The following is a 26524-nucleotide window of genomic DNA, read 5'->3' on the forward strand; positions in this document are numbered from 1 at the left end:
ATACCCAACACGCCGCGGCTGCCAGTCGTCTTCGGCAGCCGCGTCAGTGGGAGGAGAACCCATGCGCATCATCAATAGATCGAATTGGCTGAACCTCGAGACCGCCACCACGGCTCGACTAACTGTCTTTCGCAACGCGTCCATAGGCGTCGATACGCTCGTCAACGCGGCGGAGAATGCGGCCCCCACCAATATCACCGGGGAAATCCGGGATACGGTCGGAGGCACGGGAGCTCACTACGACATCGGTGACAGAAAGATCTACCTGGGAGCGAACGACATTGTCTTCAATCCCCCCCGCCACTACGGGATCGGTCACGCAACGGCCGCCGCCAACTTGCCCGCCTTGGCCATCTCCGAATGTGCCGAGGCGGTGGTGTACGAGCTGCTCAACTGGGAGGCTCAGGCGGATTACCGACTCTATGATCAGAGGTTGAACGACACCACCATGAGGCCCTGGGAAAGGGGATTGGCCTACTCCGATCGGGAGGCGAAAGTCACCTACGACCATGCCGTGTTCATGCAGGGCCTGATCAACGCCGGTGAAGTCTTGTCCGATTTTTCGACCCGGAACATTGCTTCGACCAATGCCTATATCGGAAACCTCCCCGGGTACAAGGCCCTGATTGCGAATGGCCCGCACTCCGCCCCGCCCGGTGGCCATGTCACCGAAGCAGCGCATCTGCCAACCAAACAGATGTACTACTACGAAACCTTTGCCACGTTCAGCAACTCGAGCGCGCTCGGGAAACAACTGAAAGGGCTGCTGCAGCTGAAGAAGAGCCCGCATTTGGCCGAAGCCGAAGAGAAGATCGGCCTGGAGGCGGTGAACAACTGGCTCAAGAAGTCGGAATTTTCCGATGACCTTGGCAGGACAACATTCCCGCATTTCTGGGCCGTCATGGTGAGCGTCGTCAAGACCATTGCCCAGCGCAAGCCCAATGCGTTCAAGTTGCAGAGTCCCGATGCGGAGTTCTCGGCGGACATGTGGCGGCTGGCCAAGAGCAACCCAGTTCCGACTCGAAGACTCGAGCTAATCGAGGCCGAGCTGAAGAAGCTTGCGAGCCAGCTGAGGATTGGTACCCCGATCAAGATAACGAGCGACGGGGCCGCATAAGAGACGCCGCACGTGGTCAGCACTTCGTGCGGGTCAAACGGGGTTTCGTTCGACAGGATCGAATGATCCAGCGTCCTTGGAGGCTGAAAATGAACCGCAATATCTCAGCGCAAGCCTGGACAACGCTTGCGCGTAAACTGCGTGTAGACGAAGCGTGCTTGCGCGCAGTTGCGATTGTCGAGTCCTCCGGCAGAGGGTTCCTTCCGTCACCTTCAGTTCTTCCGAAGGTCCTTTTTGAAGGGCATGTGTTCCACCGCCTGACCCAAGGCCACTTCGATGTGGGTTCTCCCGGATTGAGCTATCCGCACTGGGATCGGTCGAAGTACTCCGGCACGCTCGCTGGAGAGTGGAAGCGGCTTGACGCCGCCTGTGCGTTGGACCAGGACGCCGCCCTGCAGTCCGCGAGTTGGGGCGCGTTCCAACTCATGGGTTTCAACTATCGCCTCTGTGGCTTTGACGACGTCGATGCCTTCGTAGCTGCGCACAAGACCGGCGCAGACGAGCAGCTTGCCGCGTTTGCGCGCTTCATTGCACGCCGGCCGTTCCTCGGCGCGCTACGGGCCAAGGACTGGAAACGCTTCGCGTATGCGTACAACGGACCGAGCTACGCGAAAAATCGTTACGACAGCAGGCTGGCCGCCACATATGCCAGGTACTGCGGCGATGACGCTTTGGTCCGGTGATGCGTTGATGCCGCCAAGTACAAATAAGTTAAACGGTGCCAGAAGTTAAACGGTGCCAGGGATAGTTACCGAAGTGACTCTGGCACCGCTCTTGCCCTACTCCCCGCTGTACAGATCGATGATGTCTTCGATCGCGTGCTGGCACACCGAACAGAACGCGTCGGCGCGGGTGAACATCAGGCATTGCATCTGCGAGCGGTAATAGCCGGTGGCGGCGTAGTTCGCGCCCTCGAAAGCGCCCACGGCATTGCGATGCGGATGGCCGGCGAACAGCGCCTCGACGTGCGCTTGCTCCTCGCGGAACAACGCGCTCATTTCCGCTTCCGGGCGCTTGTCCGCGCGCAACTGTTTGCGGCGTGCCTGGACATCGCGCTCATAGGTCTCGAATTCGGCCTTGGGCCACGGCGTCGGCAACGGCGTCACCGGGCTCACCTGGTCTTTCCACTTCAAGTTTCCAGGCTGCAGCAGCGCGGTGACATTGGGCTCCCACGGCTCGACCCGATGCGCGTCGGCGGCAGCGTAAGCCACCGGCGAGGTGTAGTACTCGTCAGCCAAGGCGGCAAGGTGATGGCCGAACTCGTGCACGAACAGATAGTTCGCCCACTCGTTGCCGCCCGCCACGGTGCTGAACTGGCCAAAGATGCCGCCGCCGCCATAAGTCTCGCTGTTGAACACGATCTCGACCGCGTCGTAGGGCGCGTACTGGGCCAACTCGCGGAAGGCACGGTTGTCCAGGGTCAGCGCGTAGCGCTCGCTGCCGAAGATGTCGTAGCGGATGCCGACAGAACTGGCACGGTGGATGTCGGTGGACGGACGACTGACCCCGGACACCGGTACCGGCACGGCCAGCGCCCACACATTGAAGTCGGCGGCGCGCTCCTTGAACGGCGACACGCTGAAGAGATGGTCGGCCAGCGCGCGCGCCTGCGCCTCGAACTTGTCCATCTCGTCCGCCGCGTACCCGTCGCCCAGCAACAACAGGTCGAGCTTGCGCGACGGGTCGCCGTTGTTGCGGATCGCAATGACCTTGCCCGGTGCCGGTCGGCTGGTGCGCTCGACGTCGAGTGCCTGCGGATCCACGCGCTGCGACCACACCGGCACGAAAGCATTGGCCGCGTCACGCGCATACACCTTGAGTTGCACCGGCTTCTCCGGCATCGGGAAGCGCAGCGACTCCTGGAAGCTGCGCTGCGTCGCCTTCGCCTCCTCAGTGGTGCGCCACTCGCCGAAAATGGTGGCGTAGCCGCGTGAATACAGCACCCGCCCGCTATCCGGGTCGACCACCTCGAACTTCTGGCTGCCACGGTTGGTGGTGTCCAGCGGCTGCGCCGGATTGCCGGGCCACGGCAACGGCTCGAGCACGACGCGCTCGAGCGCGTAGTGCTCGGACTTGGCGTCGCCACCGTGCTGGATGTCGACGCGGAGCGTGGCAGGCGCGGTCTTTGCCGACGCGGTTGGCGTTTGCGCGCCGGCCGTGGCGTTGCACAGAAAGAGGGCAGCGATGAAAAGGAGCAAATGGCGCATCAGGCTTTCCCCAGGAGGGCTCTGGCCGCCATCAGAACAGTCCCAGCACCGGCTGCGCAAGGGACCACGGGCGGGGAAAAGTGCCCAGGGTGAATCGCGTTGCAAGCGCAATCACCCTGGCCTCTTTTCCTACGCCGTCATCGCAGGCCACCACCCGCAAGCAGTTGCTCGCCGGTCAGCCAGTACGAATCGTTCGAGGCCAGGAACACGGCGATCGAGGCGATGTCGTCCGGCTGGCCGATGCGACCCAGCGGCGTTTGTGCGACGACGCCGGTTTCGAACTCGGAACCGATGAAACCGGCCGTATGCGTGCCTTCGGTTTCGATCATGCCGGGATTCACGGTGTTGACGCGGATCTTGCGCGGGCCGAGTTCGCGCGACAGCACGCCGGTAATCGCATCCACCGCGCCCTTGGTGCCGGTGTAGACCGCGCTGTGCGGAGGCGTGATCCGGGTGACGACAGAGCTGATGTTGATGATGCTGGAGCCTTCGCCAAGATGTTTGACCGCCGCCTGCGTGGTCAGCAGCAGGCCGAGCACGTTGACGTTGAAGTGTTTGTGGAAGTGGTCTTCGGTGACGTCTTCGATGGATGCGAACTCGTAGACACCCGAGTTGTTGACGAGGATGTCCAGTCGACCGAACTGCTCGATGGCTGCGTCGACGATGGCCTGTGCGTCGGCCTGCTTCGAGACGTCGCCGCGCACGGCAACCGCCTTGCCTCCGGCCGCGTTGATCTTGGCGACGACCGCATCGGCGCCCGCCTGGCTGGACGCGTAATTGACGACGACGGACGCGCCTTCGGCGGCCAGCGACGTGGCGATGGCCGCGCCAATGCCTTTGGATGCGCCCGTGACGAGGGCGACTTTACCTGTGAGCTTGCTCATGACGTTTCCTGTGGGGTGTTGGCGAGCGTGCGTCGGTTGAAACCGCCGGTGTAAACCGGCGGCCTGTACTGCCCGATCGCAATCTCAGAAAGGGAACCGGTCAGAAATCGAACCGCACCTGCAACTGCGCGAGATCGAGATCGAGGTCTTCCGCTTCGAAGCGGCTGTACTCGCCGCGCAAGGCGACGCTGTCGGTGAAGCGGTACTGCAGGCCGACGCCGTAGGTCGGATCGGTGCCGCTGTCATCGGACGTTCCGATCACGCCTGCGATCGGCGTGTCCAGGTCCCAGCTGTGGAAGCCGGCCTTCGCGTAGCCGGAGAACTTGTCGGTGAACGGCACGGTGCCGACGACGGTTAGCGCGGCCGAATCAGCTTCGACCGCCTGGCCGGCGCCTTCCGGCTCCAGCTTGCCGAAATCGTTGTAGCTGGCTTCGATCGCGAAATAGCGGTTGAACTGGTAACCGCCGAACACCGAGAACGCGGTGTCTTCGTCGTCATACACGCCTTCGTCGACGAAGGACTGGCCAGCGCCAACGCCGACATACAACCCTGTGTCTTCTGCCGCCTGCGCGCCGAAAGCGGCGGCGCCGATCAGTACGGCAAGCAGGGTGCGGGACAACATCTTGTTCTTGCTCATTGCATTTGGACTCCTGCAACGGAGATCGCGCCTAGGGGAGGGAGCGTCGATTTCCGTGCGATGGGCCCCGGCGGAATGCCTGGACAGCCATCGATGCCCAGAAGAAGTGGATGCAATGTGGCTGCGCAAAAGAGCGGAAAAGAGGGATGAAATGTCCCGCAGATGGGATGGCTGCAAACTGCAAGGAAAACTCGTAGGGTGGGCCTTGTTGGCGAAAGCGGTGGGCTGAAGCCCACCCTACGGTCCTAATTGCCTCCGCCCCCTTGCTCCCCGTTGCCGCCCCTTTTCTCTAGCGCCTGGCTTGATGCCGAATCCTTTTATCGAGGAGCCTCCAATGACTCGCTCCGCTTCACCCAAGCAGATCGCCGCCTCGCTCACGGAACTCTGGTCGCCCCGCGTCATCGCCGAAGTGGATGACGCTTACGTAAAAGTGGCCAAGGTACAAGGCACCTTAGGCTGGCATGCCCATGCAGATGAAGACGAACTGTTTCTCGTCCTGAAGGGCGTGTTGCGCATCGAAATGGAGCAAGGGGCGGTAGAGCTCGCCGAAGGCGAGCTATTCGTCGTGCCCAAGGGGGTGCGTCACAATCCGGTCGCGCAGGACGAATGCCACGTGATGCTCATCGAGCGCAAATCAACGCTGCATACCGGCGACGTGGTCAACGAGAGGACGCGTTCGCTGGTGGAGCAGCTACGCCCGGTGTAGGGATACGGTCGAACTAGTGCAGCGCGAGCGCAAGCAAGCGCCGGATGCCTTCGTCCTGCTCAGGCTCGAACGCCATGCCGACATGATCGACGGCAACCCGCGTCACCCGGCACATAAGCTGGATCGCCTGGTCGGTATCGGACAGAAAGGACACCGGCAGTACGCTGCCGCAGGATGGCCGCCACTCGTCAAGCAGCCCAACGCGCGCGCCGCCCGCCGACAGATCGAGGGCCATGGCGTTGTGCTCATCCGAAGCAAACATGACCGCGCTGAATACTTCTTCGCGGGGGTGTTGGCGCAGTTCTACGAGCGTGTCCATATGCTGATCCTATGCGCGAGTGAAGTGGTCGGCATCTATGAGGCGACGATCGGTAGCCACGGGGCGACGGGTATCGCTGCGCTCAACCCATCCCACGGGCCTTTTTGGCGGCCAAGCTCATTCGGCCGCTTCTGGAAATACGGGCAACCTCGCGACGTCATTTTCCTCGTGCTGGATGATCAACGTCGCGTCCAGGTTCCGCGCAAGCTTGGCGAAACGGTCCATTGAGGACAACGACTGCGCGCGGTCGGTGTTGAACGATGGCACGCCCGCCGATTCCAGATTTTCGCGGAAATGCACCACATCGCCGGACAGCAGCACTGCGCCGCGCTTCGGCAGCTGCACCAGCAGGCCATGATGGCCCGGTGTGTGCCCGGGCAGATCGAGCATCACCACGCTGCCATCTCCGAACACGTCGTAGTCGCCGGTGACCTTTTCGACGTTGGCATCTTTCTGCAGCCAAGGCGAAAAGAACTTCGCGCGCGCTTCGTGACCCGGCTGGCTCAACACCGCGAAGTCCCCTTTGCCGATCAGCAGCTTCGCCTGCGGAAAATCCGCTGCCTGGCCGATGTGGTCTAGGTGGTAATGACTGATGCCGATCATCGATACCTGTGCCGGCTTGACGCCGATCTTCGCGAGCTGGTCGACCACCGTCGTCGCGAGCGATGTGGAATCCGCATCGCCCTGGGTGAACGGCTTGTTCAAATATTCCTTGGACAGGCCCGTATCCCAGAGCAGATAAGCGTCGCCGTGCCGGATCAGGTAGCAGCTCCCCACGAAATTCTTGCTCTGGCCGACATAGGCGCGCGTATCGGATAACTCGTCCAGGTTGTAAGTCCAGAGCGAGCCGCAATCCAGGCGCCACAGTCGGACATCGGGTTTCGCTGCCGGGGTCGCTGCGGCAAGCGACAAGGGCAATGCAAGCAACGCGGCGGCGATGTGGCGAAGGCGTATGTTCACAAGCGCGACGCCGTGAGCTTGATGTCGGCGTTTTGCCACGCCTTCGCGAAGCGACCTTCTACTTCTGTTGCCTCGGCATCGCGCTTCTGCGCGCGCAGGCTTTGCGCCAGGCCGAACAGCGACCAGCCGTTGTCGGGATTGCGTCGAAGTTCGTCGCGATACACGGCTTCCGCGTCGGCGGGCTTGCCGTCGTCGAGTAGCAGCACACCCAGCGTTTGCCGCGTCGGCGCATGCCAGCCGGGCGGTTCGTCGTAGGGAATCTTGTCTTCGATCACCGTAGCTTCGCGCAGCGCCGCGATGCCTGCCGCGCGATCGCCGCGCGCGGTGGCGAGTTCGCCCGCCAGGGTGCGTTCGGCGATATGGGCCGCGTGCGCCAACGGATAGCGATCCCAGACGGTGAGTGTTTCCATCACCGGGTCGGCCGCGCGTTTCGCGAGTTCCTTGAGGTGTTGATCGGCATCGTCCAGTCGCTTCTGCCGCACGGCAGCCATGCCTTGCGCGTAGTGCCAGATCGCAGTGACGTAAGGGAGATCCGGCGCCGGGTTCGGTGCGCCGACGATCTCGTCCCAACGGCCGAAGCGCACGCGTTCAAACCACGGCGTAAGCCAGTACTGCTGCAAGCCAGCGAATCCCGGTTGGCGCATCAGCTCGGGCAAGTTGGTCCGGTTCGCGGTCTGCTCGGCAGCGGATTTCGCCATCGCGCCGCTGCCTTCCATGCTGGCTGCAAACCACAGGAAGTGATGGTTGTGCGGCACGTAACCGAGCGGATAGATGCCCTTGGTATTGCCGCGGCAGATGGCGAGATAGGCGTCGTCGGCCTTGATCGCCACCTGGTTGGCGAGCACGGCGTCATGCCAGCGACCGACGCGCGAATAGATATGCGCCGGCATGTGCACCAGGTGGCCGGAACCGGGAATCAGCGTGCGCAGATGATCGGCCGCCGCGGCGCCGCGTTCCGGATCGGCCGAGGCTTCCACTGCATGCACGTACAGATGCAGCGCACCGGCGTGGTCGGGGTTGCGCTTCATGACCGATTCCAGTGTCGACACGATCGCCGCGGTATGGCCCTTGGGCTGCAGGTCCGCGTCGTAGTAGTCCCACGGCTGCGTGTCCATCATCGCCTCGGCATGGAACGTGGCGGCGTCGAGGTCGTCCGGGAATTCCGCGGTGAGTTTGCCGGTGGCGTCGACGTAAGCGGCGTCGAGCGGCTTGCGATCCTCCGGTGGAGTTTCGGCGTAGCGCGCAGACAACGCGCGGATGAAGCCCTGCTCGCGTGGCGTGGCCTTGGGCGCCAGCGCGATCGCCTTCTGCAGCCGCGTCCAGGCGGCGGCGTTGTTGGCCGGGTCCATGGCCGCGTTGACGTGCGGACCCAGCACGAGTGCCGCGCCCCACCAGCACATGGCGCAGTCGGGATCGAGCTCGGTCGCGCGCAGGAACGAACGCTCGGCGGCATCGTGGTTGAAACCGTAGGTGAGCATCAGGGCCTGGTCGAACCAGCGCTGCACTTCAGGCTTGGAAGTGGTGATGGCGAAGTGGTAATTGCCAAGACCTTCCAGCAGGGTGGCGCCGACGATGCCTGGCACCACGGGCGCAGATGCGGTGGAAGGTCCGGAACGTTCTTCCCGATGCTTGCGCACGTAGAACACACCCGCCAAAGCGACGGCGACGATCAGCGCGACGGCCAATAGACGTTTCATGGGAGACCCCTTGCCTTCGGGGCCTTCGTTCTACGCCGCCAGGGATCGCGAATCAAATTGGGGCGGGCAGAACCCGTAGGAAGCATTAGCCAAAGGCGTGGGATCCGATCCCTTTTGGTCTCGACGTGGCGGCTGTTCACCCGGAACGCGGGCGGATGTTCTGGTTGTGGTGGAAGACGTTGTCGGGGTCGTACTTGGTTTTGATGTCCACCAGCCGGTCGTAGACGCCGGGGCCGTAGGCCTCGCGGATACGGCCGGGACCTTCGTCGGCGCTGAGGAAGTTGACGTAGACGCTCTCGGCGCGGTGCGGTTCGAGCGCACGAAGGAAGCCCCGCGCCCACTCTGTCTCGGCCGCGCCGATCTCGTCGGCCTGCTCGGGGAGCCACGCGCCGTGGATGATGATGTTGTGGGGGACGGCGTCGCGCCCGGCGTAGGCTGTGGCGTCATTGGGGACACGGGCGACGGCGCCCTCGAAGTGGAACATTGCCGCGTACGTTCGCGGCGAGTTGGCCCTGTACGCGTGATCGGCGATGACGCTGATCACGTCGTCGGAGAGGCCGGCGAGGTTCGTGGACTTCCAGTAGTAGTGCCACCCGTGGGGAACGGTGTCGTCGAGGGCGCACTGGTGGGCGACGTACGGCTTGGGTGCGATCAGGTCGATGAGCGGCGACCCGAACCCGCGGAGTGCTTCGACCGCCCGCTCGCCCTCCTCGATGCCACCGGCGTAGCACGAACCCACGGCGATGGCCGGCCGCCAGTGCAGATCCTCGGGAATCACCGGCAGCGGAGGGACGGTGCAGAGCTTGACGATGTTGCCGAGCTCGTCGGGCGCATCGGCAGCGAAGTCCCGGTAGAAGCGCAGCACCTCGGCGGCGTCTTCGGCCGCCCAGAAGACGGGTCCGGCGACGACGGTCGGGCCCACGGGATGCAGCGCGAACCTGAACGAGGTAACGACGCCGAAGTTGCCGCCGCCGCCGCGCAGCGCCCAGAACAGGTCGGGGTGCTCGTCGGCGGACGCATGGACGACGCTGCCTTCGGCGGTGACCATCTCGGCGGCGAGCAGGTTGTCGATCGTGAGCCCGTGCTTGCGCATGAGCCAGCCGATGCCACCGCCGAGGGTGAGTCCAGCGACGCCGGTGTGGCCCACGATACCGCCGGTGGTGGCGAGGCCGTGAGCCTGGGTCTGCTGGTCGACGTCGCCCCACAGGGCGCCCCCCTGCACTTGGGCGGTGCGGCGGGCAGGGTCGACGCGGACGGCCCGCTTCGCCGAGAGGTCGATGACGATCCCGTCGTCGCACACCGCGGAGCCGGCCACGCCGTGGCCGCCGCCGCGTACCGCGATTTCGAGGTCGTGTTCGCGGGCGAAACGCACGGCAGCGACCACGTCGGCGGTCCCGCTGCATCGCGCGATCAGTCGCGGATGGCGGTCGATGGCGCCGTTCCACACGGCTCGGGCAGTGTCGTATTCGGCGTGGCCAGCCGTGATCCGCTGGCCCTGGAATTCGTTGATCTCCATGGTCGTCGCCTCCGCTCTCAGGTGGCCGACTGGTGTCGGTGTCGTCCCACCGACGACTTCCATCGCACCACGGTGGGCGTCGGCTGTGAAGTCAAAAATCTGGACTTCAAAACCGGCCGCAAGAGGGGGACCATGGCGCCATGCGGACCTACGGCCAGTACTGTCCCATTGCCCGTGGTGCGGAGATCTTTGCCGAGCGCTGGACACCGGTGATCGTCCGCAACCTGTCCGTGGGCTGCGGAAATTTCACCGAGATCCTGGCGGGTGCGCCGGGTCTGTCCCGCACCCTGCTCTCGCATCGCCTCAAGCAGCTGGAACGGCTCGGCATCGTTGCGTCCACATCCAAACCAGGCGGACGCGGGCGCTGCTACGAGCTCACGCCCGCCGGCCATGACCTGTTCAAGGTCTGCGTGTCGCTCGGCGAGTGGGGAGCACGCTGGCTCGACATCGCTCCGGAGAACCTCGATCCATTCGTGGCGCTGTGGTCGATGTGCAATGCGCTGCGCCGAGACCGGCTCCCGGATCGACGCGTCGTCATTCGGTTCGATTTCACCGGTCGCCAGTCCCTCGAGCGGTACTGGCTGCTGATCGAGTTCGGCGACACCGAAATCTGCAAAACGTACCCGGGCCTGGACGAAGACCTGTACATCACCGCGGACGCCGAAGCCTTCGTCAAATGGCACGCCGGCCAGCTCAGTTGGGCCACAGCCATCCGGGACCGCCGCATCAAGCTCTACGGTCCGTCATCGCTCGTCCGAGCCTTCCCCACGTGGAATGCCCGGAGCATGTTCGCTCACATCAAGCCGGTCACGAGTGCAGCGAGCTCTGCAGGCTGAAACATCGTCGACCCCTTTACCTCAACCCAGGCAATTCTCCCTGGTCATAGCCTCCAGCAATGGCTGTTGCCCGGTGTCCGCCAAGCCGGCCAGGATGTCCGCGCGCACGTCGCTACGCTCGTCCTGACCCAGCTTGAACTTCATATGGACCGCGGTGACGTGGGCGCGGAACGCCACAACGGCCCCAGCCAGCTTGGCGTAGCGCGGGCCCATGTCCGCGATCGACCAGGCGTTGGGGCGCCCGTGTTCCATGTGCTCGACCAGTCGCGCAAGCGCCGCTTCGGTGGCATCGGTGCTGTCGTCGAACTCGACGTTGATCTCGAGTTGCGCGGTTTCGTAGTTCCAGGTCGGTGCCTGGGTGCGATCGGCAAGCCATGACGGCGAGATGTAGCCGTGCGAGCCCATGAAGACGACAAGCGCGCGTGGATCCCGGCGCAATAGCTCCGTGTGCGGGTGGGTGCGGGGAAAGTGGCCGATCAATGTTGCCGTGCCATCGCTGCTGCGCTCCAGCAGCAGCGGCAGCGGCGTGGCGAGTGGCATGTCACCGTTTGCGCTGATCACCAATGCAAAAGGATGCGCGGCAACCAAGTGGTCGATGGCATCCGGCGAACTTGGGGCGAACTTGGTATTGGTCCTCATGCACGACTCCGTAACAGATGGTGCACAAGTTACTTCATCGCGGCTGCGTCGTAGGGTGGGCTTTAGCCCACCGTTGCCATGTTGGCTAAAGCGGTGGGCTAAAGCCCACCCTACGGAGCTGAGGCGCAGCTGATCAATTGCACAATCGCGCCAACTGAACCGTTGCCGCAGGTTCATCGCAATCTGCCCCGGGCTTCACCCGTGCCTGCCTATGGTGCATGCACCTATGGCACGAGGAGGACGACATGAACAAGCACACGCTGATCGCCGCCGCCCTGACCGCGTTCGTGTTCAGCGCCTCGCCAGCGCTGGGCGGCAACGCGCAAGACGGGCCGCCGGGGCACGCGAAGTCGAAGGCACACAAGACCGAGGGCCGCCACGACCAGGGCCTGCACCTGGGCTGGTACAAGCAGCAATGGAAGCGTGGCGACCGCATCGTGTGGGCCGATGTCGATCCGCGCTATTACGTCGTTGACTACCACGTCTACAACCTGAGCCCGCCGCCGACAGGCTACCGCTGGGTGCGTCCGATGGACGACCGCTACCTGCTGGTGGAAGTGGCGACCGGCTTGATCGCGCAGGCGTTGGGTTACTGATCACCACGCTGTGTAACACCGGAACCGAAGGCCCCGCGATGCGGGGCCTTCGTGACTAAAATGCCCGCCAAGTGTCGGCGCCTCTTGTCGTTGGCGCATCGAATGTGGGGGAGTCGTCGTGGCACTGAAAGTGATAGGCGCTGGTTTTAGTCGGACGGGTACGCTCAGCACAAAATCGGCATTGGAACGACTTGGATTTGCGCCCTGCTATCACATGGCCGAGGCTGTTCTTCCGCGCCCTGGCTTCAACGATGAGCATCTGGACGCCTGGTATGACTACTACGTTGGCGGAAGGGAGATGGACTGGCAGTGGCTGCTGAAAGGCTATCAAGCATCGGTCGACACTCCCAACTGCCTGCACTACCGCGAGTTGATGCAGGCTTTCCCCGAGGCGGTGGTCGTCCTGACCACGCGTGATCCCGACGAATGGTTCGATTCCTGGCAGGCGCTTTGGTCAGCGTTCGAGGAGGCGCGAGAGCCACGCAAGGTGGTTCGGTATCACAAGTTTTTGCCGGTGATGGACGCAATCCTCGATCGGCACTTTGGTGGGAAGATCGAGCGGGATTCCAACATCAGGGTTTTCAATGCCCATAACGAATCCGTCAGGCGAGACGTGCCCGCGCACAAGCTGTTGGAGTTCAAAGTCACCGATGGTTGGGAACCGCTTTGTGGGTTCCTGGACGTTGACGTCCCGGACGCTCCCTTCCCGCGTCTCAACGACAGAGAGAGCACGCGCGGCATACTCCAGGGCGCATTGTGGACTCACGAGCCAATGCAACTCTGATCAGTGGAAACTTGGAATGTCGGGCAGGCAACCTGGCCGTGGCAAAGTTTTCATCAGCACGGACCTTTAGCTTGCCCTCGGTCCGTGTTCTCCATTAGCGTCGGCCGACCTTGCCAGATGGACGGTGCCAGTGAAGTTTTCCATCGCCTATCGCCTTTTCGTGGCCGTACTGCTGTCTGTCATGGCGGTGGCGGCCGTCGGCCTGGAAGTGGTGCGCTGGCAATTGTTCGACAGCAGTGGCGCATTTGCAGACTCCGGGAAAACCGAAAGCGTCGACCGCGAGCGCCTTCACGATCTGGGTGATGCGTTGTCCGCGCAGTTCCGGACCCACCACGATTGGTCGTTCCTGCCGCCCAATGCCACGCGCCGCCAGACGTGGTTGCGCGAGACGCTGCTGGGCGTACCAACCGCGCGACAAGCTGCACAGGGCGATCGGTGGTTTTCGTCGAACCTGGGCGACCGCATCGGCTTGCTCGATCACGACAAGCACTATCTGGCGGGTGCGGTGGCGAACCGGCTGGTGATTGCGTTCGCTTCGATCGATACGATCCAACAGCGACTCGTCGTCGACGGCCGGACGGTGGGATATCTCGTCATGGCCAAGACGCAGAGCCCCGCGGACGAGCTCGCGGTGGCCTTCCTGCTCCAACAGCAACACAACCTGATGGTGGTCGTGGGTATCGGCGTGCTGTTGAGCGCCTTGGCGGCGGCTGTGCTGGCTGCGCATTTCCGCAGACCCATCGCGCGCCTCGTCGCCGGTGCACGACGGCTCGAAGCGGGTCGCTTCGACACGCGCCTGGGCATCCACCGCAGCGACGAACTGGGCGAGCTGGCGGACACCTTCGATCATCTGGCAGCGCGACTGGCCAACACCGAACGTTCGCGCCGGCAGTGGGTTGCGGATACATCGCACGAATTGCGTACCCCGCTGTCCGTATTGCGCGGACAACTGGAAGCATTGCAAGACGGCGTCAGAACCGCCACGCCGGAAAACGTCGCGATGATGCTACGGCAGGTCCTGTCGCTGGGCCGACGCGTCGACGAGCTCTACGAACTGGCACGCGCGGATGCCGGCCAAATGCATTACGACCAGACCCCGAATGCCATCTGGCCACTGGTGGTCGACACCGCGGCGAGCTTTGCCGAGAAGTTTCGCGTGGCCGGGTTGGTCGCGTCGGTCGGACCGCCGCCGCTGCGTTCGCTAGTGCGTTGCGATGCCGAACGCATCCGCCAGGTGGTGACGAACCTGCTCGAGAACTGCGTGCGCTATACCGCGGCTGGCGGTCGCATCGATCTTCACGGGAAAGTCGTCGGCGACACCCTGCACGTGACGATCGATGATTCGGCACCGGGCGTTCCCGAGTCGGCGATGGGGCGCCTCGGCGAACGGTTCTTTCGCGCCGATTCGCCGCGCAGCGATGCGCTCGGCGGTGCCGGGTTGGGGCTGGCGCTTTGCCGACAGATTCTCGACGCCCATGGCGGGCGCCTGGAGTTCGGCGCGTCCCCTCTTGGCGGCCTGCGAGCCCGGATCGTCCTTACGCTGGAAGACACGCTGCTAGAAGCGCCGCCATGACCGAAGCCATTCTGATCGTCGAAGACGAAGCCGACCAAGCCGCCATCGTTGCCGACTACGTCACCGCAGCGGGTTTCATAGCGACGGTCATACGCGATGGCGGCGAGGCGCTGGCAAGCGTGCGTCGAACCGTGCCCGACCTCATCGTGCTCGACCTAACGCTGCCGGGTCTGGACGGCATTGCGCTTTGCCAGGCCGTGCGCGCGTTTTCCGATGTCCCGATCATCATGACCACTGCGCGGGTCGAGGAAATCGATCGACTGTTGGGCCTGGAAGTCGGTGCCGACGACTACCTCTGCAAACCCTTGAGCCCGCGCGAACTGGTCGCGCGCATCAAAGCCATCCTGCGTCGGCAACGCAAGCCGGACGATGGCACACGACTGATCGAGATCGACGAGGCGACGCGAACGGTGCGCCTGCGCGGTCGGCCACTGGAGCTGACGCCGACCGAGTACGACCTGTTCGTCGCCATGGCCAGGCGGCCCGGAACGATTTATTCGCGGGCACAGCTGCTCGACCTGGCGCGGCGAGACAGCCTCGATGTCAACGACCGGGCGATCGACAGCCATATCAAGAACCTGCGCCGGAAAATCTCGACGGTGATGTCGGACACCGAAGTCATCCATTCCATCTACGGCCTGGGTTATCGCGTCGACGTGTAGCGGTCCCCAGTGCACCCCGCGACCTGAAACCACCCACACACTTTCTCCATATTGCTTGGCCACGCTGGCCTCGTCGGTTACCGACGAATTCCGCCAGCCAGTGAGGACGAGTGATGAACATCAGCAAGAAGAAGAAAGTGAGCGCAGTGGCCGCCGCCAGCGCCGGTGCGTTGGGCCTGTTGGGGTTCGCGCTGTTCGGACTGCCCGGTCATGCCCAATCGGGGCCGCCGCAGAACGACATGCGTATCGATAAGGCGGTACGCGAAGAAGTCATCGCGAGCGTGATCGCCAATATCGACCAGCACTACGTCTTTCCCGACAAAGCGACTGTGCTCAGCAAACAATTGCGCGCCAGGATGCAGCACGGCGACTACGACACCGTGACCAGCGCCGAGAAGCTGGCCGCGGCCTTGACCGCCGACCTGCAGCGCGACAGCCACGACAAGCATCTGGAAATCCAGTACTTCGAAAAGACAGTCCCCCTGCCCTCACCCAAGCAGGAGGCAGACGACCAGGCCGAGGAATTCGCCAATGCGCAGCGCTTCAATTTTGGTTACGAGAGCGTCCAACGCATGCGTGGCAACATCGGTTATCTGAACCTGCATTCGTTCTCGCGGCCGAATGGCGCGACCGAACGGATCGCGGCCGCGATGACGCTGCTCAGGGATACCGGAGCCCTGGTCATCGACCTGCGCGACTGCGGGGGCGGCGATCCGGAAACGGTGATGTTGTTCGCAAGCTATCTGTTCGACCAGCCCACCCATCTCAATGACATCTATTGGCGCGACGAAAACCGGACCGAACAGCGGTGGACCACGGCAGCCGTACCGGGCAAGAAGTACGGCGGCACGCGAAAGATTTATCTGCTCACCAGCCGCGACACGTTTTCCGGCTGCGAGGACTTTGCGTATGCGTTGAAGAACGCCGGTCGCGCCACCGTGATTGGTGAGACCACCGGCGGTGGCGCGCATGGGGGCAGTCCGCATCGCCTGGACGACCACTTCATGATGTTCGTCCCGTCGGGTCGTCCGATCAATCCGGTGACGCACACCGACTGGGAAGGCGTGGGCGTCAAACCCGACATCGCTTCGCCGGCAAAGAAGGCACTCGACGTTGCCGAGGTATTGGCACTGAAGGATGTGATCGCGAACGCAACCGATCCAGAGTGGAAGCAACGCTTGCAGCACCGGCTCGACGATCTCGAGTAAGGCTGGAGCACGCCACGGAAACACGAAGAACGGCGTCAGAGACCGTTTTGAAAGTGGCTCTGACTCCGTTTCATTGGCGCCACGATTCATGCATGACCATCGGCGCATCCCTCCTAAGACACACCCCTCTATGCTCGGACCAGACACCCTGCTTCCGGAGCTCCGATGCGTCGCTTGACCCTACTGTTGTGCCTTGCCTTGCCTTCGATCGTGCTTGCCCAGACTCCGCGGGTGAGCACCGACCAACCGGTGCAGATGTCGGTGCCCGCCGCCGCGCCGGCGGATGTCGAAAGCATCGACGCCATCGTCGACGCGCTGTACGACGTGATCTCCGGTCCGCCGGGACAAGCGCGCGACTGGGCCCGCTTCCGCTCCCTGTTCGTCCCCACCGCGCGCGTGATCCCGACTGGTCCGCGTGCTGATGGACAGTTCGGCCTGCGCCTGATGACCCCGAACGACTACATCGCCACCTCAGGTCCGCTGCTGCTCGAAAAAGGCTTCCACGAACGCGAACTCGCGCGCCGCGTCGAACAGTTCGGCCACATCGCGCAGGTGTTCAGCACCTACGAAGGCCGCATCGAGAAGGACAACCACACGCTGCGTGGCATCAACAGCATCCAGCTGATGAACGACGGCAAGCGTTGGTGGATCGTGTCGCTAATGTGGGAAGCGGAGAGCGAGAAGGTCAAGTTGCCGGAGCAGTACTTGAAGTAGGGGCCGCGGGTCTGCTCCACCCTTTTTTGCCCAATCCTCCAACTGTCCCTCGGAACGCACCATGGCGATATCGAAATGGCTGTCCCTGCTGGTGCTCGTGCCGGCGGCCCCGCTCGCGGCGGACATGGCCGCGCCACCGGCACTCAGCGATTACGTCGCGCATTGCGAAGCTGCGGGGCGCAAGGTCTGGAACGTGTCGTTGTGCGCGCCGGTGGTCGTCGTAGCGCAGGACGGCACAATCGCCTGGACGAGTACCACGCCGCCATCGACGCCGCTGCCTTCGACGCGCGCCAACACCTCCATCGACTGGGGCGGCCGCAAGTGGGTGATGCTGCTCGCGCCGCTGCCGGACGGAGACGGCGCGCTGCGGCGGCTCGTGTACCACGAGTCCTTCCATGTACACCAGGCGTCGCTCGACCTACCCGCCAACATGGCGGTTGCCGCGCACCTCGAGTCCGAACAGGCGCGTGTCTTGCTGCGCCTGGAATGGCAGGCGCTCGAACGCGCGCTCGCAACTAGCGGGGCCGAACGCAAGCGCCACATCGAGCAAGCCCTCGCCTTCCGACAGCAACGACTCGCCGACGCCACCGCGCGCAGCGACGAACGCGCGCAGATGCGCCACGAAGGCCTCGCGGAATACACGGGCACGGTGTTGTCGAACGAGGCGATACCGCTCGCCATCGACAGCCTGCAGCACGGCAACGACCGCCCGTCGTTCGCACGCAGCTTCGCTTACATCAGTGGCCCTGCATGGGGCTTGCTGCTCGACGACCTCGCGCCGAAGTGGAAGACGACGATCGTGCAGCAGGTCGATGCCGACCTCCATGACCTGATCCCACTGAGACCCGCGAGCAAGCCTGCGCCCGCGCAGTACAACGGCGAAACGATCGCGCGCGAAGAAGCCGACCGCGCCACGCGCCGCAAGCAGATGATCGACGACGCCACGCAGCGTACGTCGGAGGCCAACGGTCTCCACCTCCCGCTCGCGAAGATCCAGCTCGACTTCGACCCTAACCGCGTGACGCCGATGCCCGACGGCTCGCAGGTCTACGACAAGATCACGCTGACGAGCGATTGGGGCACGATCGCGGTCGACGGCGCGCCGCTGCGCATCGCGAAGGAATGGAACGCGGCGCATGTGCCGTGGCCATTGCCGGACAAGATGACGCTGACGCTGGCCGAAGGGTGGTCGGCGCGACGCAACGCCGAGGGACGGATGGAAGTCAGGAAGACCTCGGCGGCTTCAGCCAGATAGAGCTTTTCTATGCGGGGCTTTCGTGGGGGGGTTGGCGAGCTTGGCTTAGACAACACTTGCCTCTGGCTATCCCCCAAACGGGGGAATGACAGCGCGCTTTCGAGCCTCCGCAATAAGACCAGCGCACCGTGGCCTCCGGCCCTGCGCGCTGCAATGATTCAGCGAGGTGTCCCATGAACCTCATCTACTCGCGTAGCTATGCCACTGCCCGCATCTTCGCCCTGCAGCACGAGTTCATGCCGGGCGACTGGCAATGGCTCCAGGATGCCAACACCATCCGGAGGAATCCGCGTGCCGACGTCTTCAAGGCACCGCACTGGGATGCCAATCCGCACCGTGCCCAGATCGATGAGGCACTGGAGCGCGCCCGGAAAACCCATCGGCTCGGCTCTTTGAACGATGTCGATTCCGGCGGCACGCTCGGCGTTTCAAGCTGGTAAGGGTGGGCACATCATCGGCGCTGGCATTGCGCCATCGTCCGCAACGACTGCCCCGAAAAATACGGGTCAGAGTACGTTTTTTGGAATTCGTACTCTGACCCCTATTTTGCCGCATGGACTATCGCGGATTCGAGTGCGATCGCGGCCGCTGTCGCCTGGTGTACTTCGTTGTCAGCGACTAGGTTGCAGCTTTGGACCTGCGCGAGGTTCTGCCGCCCAGCCTCTTACGCAAGGCGGGTGCGAGTAGATCGGCGAATCCCGGATCGCTCTTGCCGACGAACATGCGCAGTTCTACGCGCGGCAGTGCGGGCAGCTTGCGCGGGATGGGCAGGTCGGTCGCGCTCAGCCCGACGCCCACCGGACCGACCGCCAGCCGAGCACGCGCCGCGGCTTCGACCACGGTGACGGCGGAGGCGCTGATGGCGATCTCCCATGGGACGCCGGCCGCGTCGAGCGCTGCCAGTGCCTGCCCGCGCATCACGCAGCCTTCCGGATACAGCGCAAGCGGCACCGCGCCACGCCCGCTCCAGTCCCCCGCCCAGCGCAGCGGCAGCGAAGACAACGCCTGACCGGAAACATTGCCCGGCAAGGCGATACCCAGCACCACGTCATGCCGCGTAGCCAGCAGCGGCAGCAGCTCACGTGTGCTGCCAGTGGTGATCTCGAACGCGAGATCCGGTCGCTGCGCGCGCAGCTCCGCAAGCACGGGCATCAGTACATATGCGGCGATGTCGTCGGGGGCGCCGATTCGCACCAGTGTCCGCGATTGCCCGCGCGCCGCCGCGGCGGCTTCCTCGCTCAGGCTCAACAGCCGGTGGGCGTATACAAGGAAGCGCTCTCCGCCCGGGCTGAGCCTCACCTCGCGGCTGCTGCGCACCAGCAGGGTTTCGCCCAGCTGCGCTTCCAGCCGCTGGATCTGCTGGCTGACGGCGGCTTGGCTACGCCACACACGTGCGGCCGCCGCGTTGAACGAGCCGCGCTCGGCCACCGCCACGAAGGTCCGCACCAAATCGAGATCGAGCGTGGACATCGCTCTGCTCCATCTTATAGATGCGATAAGTTTAATTAGATTTTCTTGATGCTGTCGCCCGCCTATAGTTTTTCCATCAACCGGATTGGAGAACAGACGTGGTCGCAGTGCAGGTGGTGGAGGATCGGAGAGTGTGCTTCGACTTCGAAGTCGACTTCTCCAATGGCGGTGGCATCCAGGGCCAGGGCTTCCGGCTGGACATCGACGGCGAGGAGATTTCCGACCAGGCACTGGCGGACTACATCGTCCGCGATCTGCGCCTGCTCATGGTCGGCGAGGTGCGGATCCTCAACAAGCAGTTCATCAGCGAACGCCACAAGCGCAAGGCAAAAGTCGCGACGGAGGCCGTCGCAGAAACCAGGCATGGCGACCTGATCGACCTCAGCCACGTCGTACGCGACGGCGAGGTGGTGTTCCCCGGCCTGCCGGCACCGCGGGTCACCGAGCACATGAGTCACGAGGACAGCCGCGACCGCTACGCGGACGGCGTCAGCTTCCAGATCGGACGCGTCGACATGGTTGCCAACACCGGCACCAGCATCGATGCGCCTTACCACCGTTACCCGGGGGCCATCGACATCGCCGACCTGCCGCTGGCGTCCATCGCGGACCTGGACGCGGTCGTGGTGCGGCTGTCGGGGATGCAGGGCCGCGCGATCACGCGCGAAGCCCTCGCGGCGACGGAAGTGCGCGGCCGCGCGGTGTTGCTGGACACGAGCCGTGCGCTGCAGTGGGGCGCGCCGGAGTACGTGGTGGATCCACCGTTCCTGGCGCGCGATGCGGCGGAATTCCTGCGGGACGAAGGCGCGCTGTTGGTGGGTATCGACGCCATCAACATCGACGATACCGGCGATCCGCGCCGTCCGGCGCACTCCATCCTGCTCGAGGCGGGCATCCCCATCGTGGAGAACTTGGCGCGCCTGGACGCGCTGCCCATCGAGGGCTTCCGGTTTTCAGCAACCCCCATGCGGATTGCCGGCATCGGTGCTTTCCCGGTGCGTGCCTGGGCAAGGGTGCTGTCCGGAACAACGTGATCAAAGGGGACGGAGGTAATTAAGCGCGCTTAATTACCTCCGTCCCCTTTGATTCGTCCCCTTTGATTGGTAACTGCCCGCGCACGTGACGCGCCCGGGCTCAATCTGCAAGGTGTTCATGCGCAGGCTCTTCTCCAGCGCGAAGAACACATCGCGCGAGAAGAAGCCCATCACCGCGTAAGTGCCCGGCGCCAGATTGGCCGAATAGAACTCGCCGTTCTGGAACGTGACCGTCTTCTTCTCGCCACTGCTGCCCATGTACATCTTGGCCGGCTTGATCCGCATCAGGACCACATGCGTCACGCCGACATCGGAATCGGTGGTGTCGAACGATCCGAATGCCAGCCCAGTTCCGGGCTCCGCGTTGTCGCCCGCGAGCGCCACGCCCGATACCAGCATGCGACCAGCCATGTGCGAAAGGATCCGACCCCTTTGTTGCAGCTCTCTTGGCATCCGTTGCACTGCCCCGCTTCGCCGACTACCGTGGCGCATCACTACTCGTTCAAGCCGAAGCTGCTTCGCCGCTCGGCTTGACCCAGGCGTTAGGCGGCACTGACAGGTGAGCCCATGAAAGGCGTGATGGCCTTCCTTCTTGCATCGATGGCATGCGCCGACGTGTCGGCGGAGCAGAATCAACGTCATGCGGGCGCAGCATCACCAGATATTCCCGCCTTTGTCGCACACCTGGACGTCCTCCGCAAAGCTTCGAACATCCCGGGTTTGTCTGTCGCTGTCGTGAAGGATCAAGCGATCGTTCTCGCATTGGGCTTGGGCTACGCAGACGCCGAACACCGCATTCCTGCTACTGCCGAGACGCCCTACGACATTGCGTCGGTCGCCAAACCGCTCTCGGCTGTCGTTGCTCTCCGGCTTGTCGAGGAAGGAGTGCTGGACCTCGACCGACCGATGGCGGACTACAGCGAATGGGGAGAGTTCTGCACCGAGTTCAGTCAGCAACCGTCGATATTTGCTAAAGAGCTCCGCTGCCAGCCCCAGGGCCACACGCTCCGGCACTTACTCTCTCACACGGCCACATCGACGCCCGGCAACCACTTCTCCTACAACCCCGTGCTGTACTCCTGGGCGTCGCGGCCCATCATGGCGGCCGCTGACACACCCTTCTCGACTCTGGTCGAACGGTATGTCTTCGTGCCTGCCGGCATGACGCGATCGGCGCGGAAACATCGGGATTTGCCCGTGCGAGAGGACCTCGCAAAGCGCCTTGCACCGCCGCATCGAGTCGCGGCATCTGGTGCCATCGAACGCGCTCCAGCGCTGTCAGCCCAGGGAGACGGCGCCGCGGGCGGCGTCATCACGACGGTCCTCGACCTTGCCAGGTTCGACGTCGCACTGGACCAGGGGAAACTGATATCGGCGCAGTCACGAGAAACGATGATGGCGCCGGCGCGATCGGGCAACGGCGACGCGCTCCCGTATGGCCTTGGTTGGTTTGTGCAGGAATACCAGGGACATGCCCTCGTCTGGCACTCGGGATGGTGGGACGATGCGTACTCCGCGCTGTATTTGAAGATCCCAGCCCTGGACCTCAGCTTCATCGTGTTGGCCAACAGTGAAGGTGTCTGGTGGGATAACCCACTCGACCAAGCGGAGGTCCAGCGCTCTGAGTTCGCGCAGGCGTTTATTCGGGCATTCGTAGATGACTGACCACACTTTGTGGCCGCCGCCTCGCGCCTGAATTAAGCCGAGCCGCGAAACGGCTTCGGCTTGAATGAATTGTTAGCACTCGTCCGATGGACGAATCACTGCGTCTTTACCAGGCCGACACGCAAGCTCGTAATGATGGCCGCCAACGAAGTTGAAGGTAATACGCGAACCCTCCTTCATCTGCGGATCGTTGGGACAGGAGTACCACACGGTCTTGAGGCCAGCCGTGACGTTGGCGGAGAGACGTTGGCCAAAAGCGCGTGGCTGTGAATCAATGGCATCAATGCCATAGGCAATGCCGACGAGCGTTTGGTCCTCCGAGACAAAGGTGATGGAGGCAGGCTCGGCAGACTGGTGTGGTTGGACTGGCAGGGCTTGGCCGTCTGCTGCAGCCAAAGCGGACACGACAAGCAGGCTAGATACGCTACCCATGATGATCACCTCGTTGTGGCCCAAGAGGACAGTGCGACAGATCAGTTCTGCAGTGGTTCGGCGGTGTGGGTGCCGGGGCGCCTAGCGGTCGGTGAAAGGCGACGAAAGGTAGGTGATGAGTGCTAACAATCCATTCAAGCCGAAGCCCCCTCGGGTTAATTGCCTCCGTCCCCTTTTGTTGCCGCGATCATCGCTGCCCTCTCAGCATCCGCCGGCGCCGCACCGCTGGCCTTTGGTGTATAGATTTTGGACTCAACGCCAACTAGGGCTTGGCCAGGATGGCGATACGTTCCGCCAACGCCGCGTTGCCCTGCTGCTGAGCCAACGTCTGCGCATTGACTCCACTGGCGTCGGTCGCGCTGAAATCCGCGCCACGTTCGGCCAAACGGTCGATCAACGACTCGCGCCCGAATAATGCCGCGAACATCGCAGCGGTCTGACGCATTGTGTTTCGCACGTTGACATCGGTTCGCGTCTCGCGCAGTAGCCGCTCGGCAACTGCCGTTTCGCCTTTGAACAACGCCCCCATCAACGCCGTGTTGCCGCGTGCGTCGGCCGCATTGGGATCGGCGCCTGCCTCGAGCAGCACGTCCACGATCCCGAGTCGACCGTAATAGGCAGCAAGTATCAGCGGAGTGGAACCGCGCTCATCCCGCGACTCGACATCGACGCCTTTCGCGATCAGGTCACGCAGCAAGGGGGCATCATCGGCGCGCACGGCATCGAAGACATAGGCGTTCAGCGTCTGCGGACGCAGATCCCTCGGTTCGGTGATATCCGCCGCGACTGCCACGAACGGAATCGCCATTGCGATGGAGAGGAGACTGCTCAGTAGCCAGGTGTTCATAAGCATCCGTTGTGGTTGTCACGGCACGGGGGAAAAGGATGCCCGGAGCGGTGCTCCGTCTTGGGAGAGCGGCGCATTGCGCCGCCCCGGGCGTGAACTGTGGTTTATTCGCTCAAGGTCGCGGATTGCTGCCGCACTTTGTCCAGATCGGCCTTCAATACCTGCACCAGACGGCTTCCGTAGTCGGCGTCGGCTTTGAAGAAGTAGGCGAGCATCGTGTAGCGGGTGTCCTCGTCCTTGACCTGCCCGAGGTCGCCAGCCAGGTTGCCGATGAGGTTCTTGCGCTCGGATGCGGACAACGATCGGTAGAACTCGCCGGCCTGACGGAAGTTGAGCGTACGGCCGATGCGAGCCTGCTGCGTGCTGCCCGACAGCGGCAGACGGCTGTACTGATCCCGACTGTTCTGTGGCTTGGGCGCGAGCCGCGAGGGCTCGTAGTTGACGGTGCCGGTTCGGCCGCCGTAGTTGAGCTGTCCGTCCTGATTGTTGTTATTGACCGCAACCTTCGGCGCGTTGATCGGCAACTGCATCACGTTGGTACCGATGCGATGCAGCTGGGTGTCCGCATAGGAAAACACCCGCCCCTGCAGCAGACGGTCTTCCGAGGGCTCGATACCCTGGACCAGATTCGCAGGGGCGAACGCGCTCTGTTCGGTCTCCTGGAACACGTTGCCCGGATTGCGGTTGAGCGTCATCGTGCCGACTTTCACCTCCGGCACACCGGTCCAGATCTTGGTCGGATCGAGCGGATCAAAATCGAACTTGCCCAGCTCGTCCGGTTGCAGGATCTGCACGTAGAGATCCCACTTGGGAAAATCCCCGCGCGCGACGGCTTCCATCAAGTCGCGCGAGGCGTGATTGAAGTCTGTGCCCTGCACCAGCCGGGCCTCGGCGGTACTCAGGTTCTTCTCGCCCTGCAGGCTGTTCCAGTGGAACTTGACGTAGACGTACTTACCGTCTGCATCGACCAGCTTGTAGGCATGCACCCCATTGCCGTCCATCTGCCGATAGTTGCTGGGTGTGCCGTAGTCCGAATAGACCCGCGAGAGCATGTGCGTGGCTTCGGGCACATGGGAGAAGAAGTCGAATACGCGATTGGGATCCTGCAAATTGGTGTCCGGCCCGGGCTTGAGCGAGTGCACCATGTCCGGGAACTTGATTGCATCGCGGATGAAGAACACCGGCAGGTTGTTTCCGACCAGGTCCCAGTTGCCCTCGCTTGTGTAGAACTTGGTTGCGAAACCACGTGGATCGCGCAGCGTTTCCGGCGAATGAGTCCCGTGAATGACGGTCGAGAAGCGAACGAAGACCGGCGTGATGGTGCCCGGTACGAACACCTTGGCCCGCGTGTACCGGGAGATGTCCCCGGTCACGACGAATTCGCCGTGCGCCCCGGTACCACGAGCGTGGACGACGCGCTCGGGAACGCGCTCCCGGTCGAATCGCTGCAGCTTTTGAATCAGCTGTACGTCCTGGAGCAATACCGGTCCATCAGGACCCGCGGTTTGCGAATTCTGGTTGTCCCCGACCACTGCGCCGTTGTCGCGGGTCAAGGCTGTCTGTGCCATGGCCGAGCCGCTGACAACGACAGCGAGCGCGACCAACAAAGCTGGATTCTTGTACTGCATCGGCAATCCTTGAAAGAGGTTTGCCGCTCTCCCACACGCAGGATCGAGGGAAGTTAGCTATCTGTAAAATCGATTTTCTGGATGAACCGAATAGGCTCTGCCTATCGAATTGCGGCCAACACCGAATTGGGGACAGAGGCAATTAGTCCTCCTTAATTGCCTCCAAAACAGGGGTCAGAGTAGGTTTTCTTGAATTAGTACTCTGACCCCTTTTTCAGTTAGGACTGCGGCTCTTGAACATGCAGGCCTAGAATTGACCTTCCTCCGAAGGAGCGCTGCCATGTCCGATGTCACGCCCGTCCGCGATCCTCGCAACGATGCGTTGATCACGCCACAGAACGCCGTTCTCGCCCTGATCGACTACCAGCCGGAACAGTACGCAGGCGTCACGTCGATGCCGCACGACGAGCTGCTCGCCAACGTCACGCTGCTGGGCGAAGTGGCCACCGCCTTCGCGCTGCCGGTCGTGCTGAGCACGGTGTACGTGCGCCATGGCATGGGCGCGACGAATCCCGAACTGCGCGCCGCGCTGCCGGGCGTGGAAGAAATCGATCGCACCACCATGAATTCGTGGGAAGACCCCGAGTTCCGCGACGCGGTCACCGCGACAGGTCGCCGCAAGCTGATCATCGCGGGCCTGTGGACCGAGGTCTGCGTCGCCTTCCCTACACTCGACGCCCTGCGTGAGGGCTTCGAGGTCTACTTCGTCGTCGATGCCATCGGCGGTGTCAGCACGACGGCGCACGAGGCCGCAGTGCAACGCATGATCCAGGCGGGCGCGACACCGATCACCGTACTTGCGCTGGCATGCGAACTGCAGCGCGACTGGGGCCGCCCTGGCGCCGACCGCCTGCGCAGCGCGATGCGGGGATATTTCGTGGCACGACGCGGGCGACGTACGGGGTGAAGCCGGTCGCTGCCACTACCAAACCCCGTGTCATGCGAAGGCCCCGGTGTGGGGCCTTCGCTTTCAGCGACTCGTAGGCGCATTAGCCAAGGCGTAATGCGCCGAATGCCGAATGATGGCTACTTCGCTTCCGCCAGCCGCGCTCGAATCGCCGGCGCCCACGCGCTGGACGCGAGTTCCTTCTCCAGCCGCGCAGCAGATTGGCCTCCACCTCAGGCCGGAACAAACGGG

Annotated in this window: 28 protein-coding genes; 15 read left to right on the top strand and 13 right to left on the bottom strand. The window is 63.3% G+C overall.

Translation table 11 applies throughout. The features are described from left to right. Positions 1 to 61: 61 nt before the first annotated feature. Complete coding sequence (locus MO486_RS11125) at positions 62 to 1117, top strand: hypothetical protein (protein ID WP_242907499.1); 1056 nt, start codon at positions 62 to 64, stop codon at positions 1115 to 1117. Between the two features lie 89 nt (positions 1118 to 1206). After that, a complete protein-coding gene (locus tag MO486_RS11130) occupies positions 1207 to 1800 on the top strand; it encodes an N-acetylmuramidase family protein (protein WP_242907500.1) in 594 nt (197 codons plus the stop codon). 96 nt (positions 1801 to 1896) lie between these two features. Here MO486_RS11130 and MO486_RS11135 read toward each other — a convergent pair whose 3' ends face one another. The 3 genes from MO486_RS11135 to MO486_RS11145 form a co-directional block, all read right to left on the bottom strand. Next, positions 1897 to 3324, bottom strand: coding sequence for a M64 family metallopeptidase (locus tag MO486_RS11135; RefSeq protein ID WP_242907502.1), 1428 nt, complete (start codon positions 3322 to 3324; stop codon positions 1897 to 1899). A gap of 137 nt (positions 3325 to 3461) precedes the next feature. Beyond that, a complete protein-coding gene (locus MO486_RS11140; RefSeq protein ID WP_242907504.1) occupies positions 3462 to 4208 on the bottom strand; it encodes a glucose 1-dehydrogenase in 747 nt (248 codons plus the stop codon). Between the two features lie 100 nt (positions 4209 to 4308). Further along, positions 4309 to 4845 carry an outer membrane beta-barrel protein gene (locus MO486_RS11145; protein ID WP_242907506.1) on the bottom strand — a complete coding sequence of 179 codons (537 nt, stop codon included), beginning with the start codon at positions 4843 to 4845 and terminating at the stop codon, positions 4309 to 4311. 334 nt (positions 4846 to 5179) lie between these two features. Here MO486_RS11145 and MO486_RS11150 point away from each other — a divergent pair, with 334 nt between their 5' ends. Then, the gene (locus MO486_RS11150; RefSeq protein WP_242907507.1) at positions 5180 to 5551 is read left to right on the top strand and encodes a cupin domain-containing protein; all 372 of its coding nucleotides are present in this window, start codon (positions 5180 to 5182) and stop codon (positions 5549 to 5551) included. A gap of 13 nt (positions 5552 to 5564) precedes the next feature. Here the strand turns inward: MO486_RS11150 and MO486_RS11155 are convergent, their stop codons facing one another. The 4 genes from MO486_RS11155 to MO486_RS11170 form a co-directional block, all read right to left on the bottom strand. Continuing rightward, complete coding sequence (locus MO486_RS11155) at positions 5565 to 5870, bottom strand: PilZ domain-containing protein (protein ID WP_242907509.1); 306 nt, start codon at positions 5868 to 5870, stop codon at positions 5565 to 5567. Positions 5871 to 5987: 117 nt separating this feature from the next. Beyond that, a complete protein-coding gene (locus tag MO486_RS11160) occupies positions 5988 to 6830 on the bottom strand; it encodes an N-acyl homoserine lactonase family protein (protein ID WP_242907511.1) in 843 nt (280 codons plus the stop codon). Beyond that, a complete protein-coding gene (locus MO486_RS11165) occupies positions 6827 to 8527 on the bottom strand; it encodes a tetratricopeptide repeat protein (RefSeq protein ID WP_242907513.1) in 1701 nt (566 codons plus the stop codon). The genes MO486_RS11160 and MO486_RS11165 overlap by 4 nt, the downstream gene beginning before the upstream one ends. 136 nt (positions 8528 to 8663) lie before the next feature. After that, positions 8664 to 10043, bottom strand: coding sequence for an FAD-binding oxidoreductase (locus tag MO486_RS11170; protein WP_242907515.1), 1380 nt, complete (start codon positions 10041 to 10043; stop codon positions 8664 to 8666). Positions 10044 to 10183: 140 nt separating this feature from the next. Between MO486_RS11170 and MO486_RS11175 the strand changes: the two genes are divergently transcribed. Further along, entirely contained in the window at positions 10184 to 10879 is a 696-nt protein-coding gene (locus MO486_RS11175) for a helix-turn-helix domain-containing protein (protein WP_242907517.1), read from the top strand. Between the two features lie 21 nt (positions 10880 to 10900). Here the strand turns inward: MO486_RS11175 and MO486_RS11180 are convergent, their stop codons facing one another. Then, positions 10901 to 11518, bottom strand: coding sequence for an FMN-binding negative transcriptional regulator (locus MO486_RS11180; RefSeq protein ID WP_242907519.1), 618 nt, complete (start codon positions 11516 to 11518; stop codon positions 10901 to 10903). A 245-nt stretch (positions 11519 to 11763) separates the two neighbouring features. Here MO486_RS11180 and MO486_RS11185 point away from each other — a divergent pair, with 245 nt between their 5' ends. The 8 genes from MO486_RS11185 (at position 11764) to MO486_RS11220 (ending at position 18750) form a co-directional block, all read left to right on the top strand. After that, positions 11764 to 12114, top strand: coding sequence for an RcnB family protein (locus tag MO486_RS11185; RefSeq protein ID WP_242907521.1), 351 nt, complete (start codon positions 11764 to 11766; stop codon positions 12112 to 12114). Positions 12115 to 12232: 118 nt separating this feature from the next. After that, a complete protein-coding gene (locus MO486_RS11190; protein ID WP_242907523.1) occupies positions 12233 to 12898 on the top strand; it encodes a sulfotransferase family protein in 666 nt (221 codons plus the stop codon). 130 nt (positions 12899 to 13028) lie between these two features. Further along, positions 13029 to 14471 (top strand): ATP-binding protein, encoded by a 1443-nt coding sequence (locus MO486_RS16500; RefSeq protein WP_242907525.1) that lies wholly within the window; start codon positions 13029 to 13031, stop codon positions 14469 to 14471. Further along, on the top strand, positions 14468 to 15133 hold the full coding sequence (locus tag MO486_RS11200; RefSeq protein ID WP_242907527.1) for a response regulator: 666 nt from the start codon (positions 14468 to 14470) through the stop codon (positions 15131 to 15133). The genes MO486_RS16500 and MO486_RS11200 overlap by 4 nt, the downstream gene beginning before the upstream one ends. Before the next feature lie 113 nt (positions 15134 to 15246). Further along, positions 15247 to 16341, top strand: coding sequence for a S41 family peptidase (locus MO486_RS11205; protein ID WP_242907529.1), 1095 nt, complete (start codon positions 15247 to 15249; stop codon positions 16339 to 16341). 165 nt (positions 16342 to 16506) lie between these two features. Next, positions 16507 to 17055, top strand: a complete 549-nt coding sequence (locus tag MO486_RS11210) for a hypothetical protein (protein WP_242907530.1) — start codon at positions 16507 to 16509, stop codon at positions 17053 to 17055. Between the two features lie 61 nt (positions 17056 to 17116). Next, positions 17117 to 18310, top strand: a complete 1194-nt coding sequence (locus MO486_RS11215; RefSeq protein ID WP_242907532.1) for a hypothetical protein — start codon at positions 17117 to 17119, stop codon at positions 18308 to 18310. Positions 18311 to 18483: 173 nt separating this feature from the next. Next, positions 18484 to 18750, top strand: coding sequence for a hypothetical protein (locus MO486_RS11220; RefSeq protein ID WP_242907534.1), 267 nt, complete (start codon positions 18484 to 18486; stop codon positions 18748 to 18750). Positions 18751 to 18928: 178 nt separating this feature from the next. Here MO486_RS11220 and MO486_RS11225 read toward each other — a convergent pair whose 3' ends face one another. Further along, complete coding sequence (locus MO486_RS11225; protein WP_242907536.1) at positions 18929 to 19780, bottom strand: LysR family transcriptional regulator; 852 nt, start codon at positions 19778 to 19780, stop codon at positions 18929 to 18931. Positions 19781 to 19878: 98 nt separating this feature from the next. On the opposite strand from MO486_RS11225, the gene MO486_RS11230 reads away from it, so the two are divergent. Further along, positions 19879 to 20814: a cyclase family protein gene (locus tag MO486_RS11230; RefSeq protein WP_242907538.1), complete on the top strand. Its 936-nt coding sequence runs from the start codon at positions 19879 to 19881 to the stop codon at positions 20812 to 20814. A gap of 33 nt (positions 20815 to 20847) precedes the next feature. On the opposite strand, the gene MO486_RS11235 is transcribed toward MO486_RS11230, so the two are convergent. Then, complete coding sequence (locus tag MO486_RS11235) at positions 20848 to 21225, bottom strand: hypothetical protein (RefSeq protein ID WP_242907540.1); 378 nt, start codon at positions 21223 to 21225, stop codon at positions 20848 to 20850. A gap of 156 nt (positions 21226 to 21381) precedes the next feature. Here MO486_RS11235 and MO486_RS11240 point away from each other — a divergent pair, with 156 nt between their 5' ends. Beyond that, a complete protein-coding gene (locus MO486_RS11240) occupies positions 21382 to 22479 on the top strand; it encodes a serine hydrolase domain-containing protein (protein WP_242907542.1) in 1098 nt (365 codons plus the stop codon). Positions 22480 to 22551: 72 nt separating this feature from the next. On the opposite strand, the gene MO486_RS11245 is transcribed toward MO486_RS11240, so the two are convergent. The 3 genes from MO486_RS11245 to MO486_RS11255 form a co-directional block, all read right to left on the bottom strand. Beyond that, positions 22552 to 22935 (bottom strand): hypothetical protein, encoded by a 384-nt coding sequence (locus MO486_RS11245; protein WP_242907544.1) that lies wholly within the window; start codon positions 22933 to 22935, stop codon positions 22552 to 22554. A gap of 238 nt (positions 22936 to 23173) precedes the next feature. Then, positions 23174 to 23758, bottom strand: coding sequence for an ankyrin repeat domain-containing protein (locus MO486_RS11250; protein WP_242907546.1), 585 nt, complete (start codon positions 23756 to 23758; stop codon positions 23174 to 23176). A 104-nt stretch (positions 23759 to 23862) separates the two neighbouring features. Next, positions 23863 to 25326, bottom strand: a complete 1464-nt coding sequence (locus tag MO486_RS11255) for a catalase (protein ID WP_242907688.1) — start codon at positions 25324 to 25326, stop codon at positions 23863 to 23865. 340 nt (positions 25327 to 25666) lie between these two features. On the opposite strand from MO486_RS11255, the gene MO486_RS11260 reads away from it, so the two are divergent. Continuing rightward, positions 25667 to 26293, top strand: a complete 627-nt coding sequence (locus MO486_RS11260) for a hydrolase (RefSeq protein ID WP_242907549.1) — start codon at positions 25667 to 25669, stop codon at positions 26291 to 26293. Positions 26294 to 26524: the final 231 nt, after the last annotated feature.

Source organism: Lysobacter sp. CFH 32150, assembly GCF_022758295.1.
Taxonomy (GTDB): domain Bacteria; phylum Pseudomonadota; class Gammaproteobacteria; order Xanthomonadales; family Xanthomonadaceae; genus CFH-32150.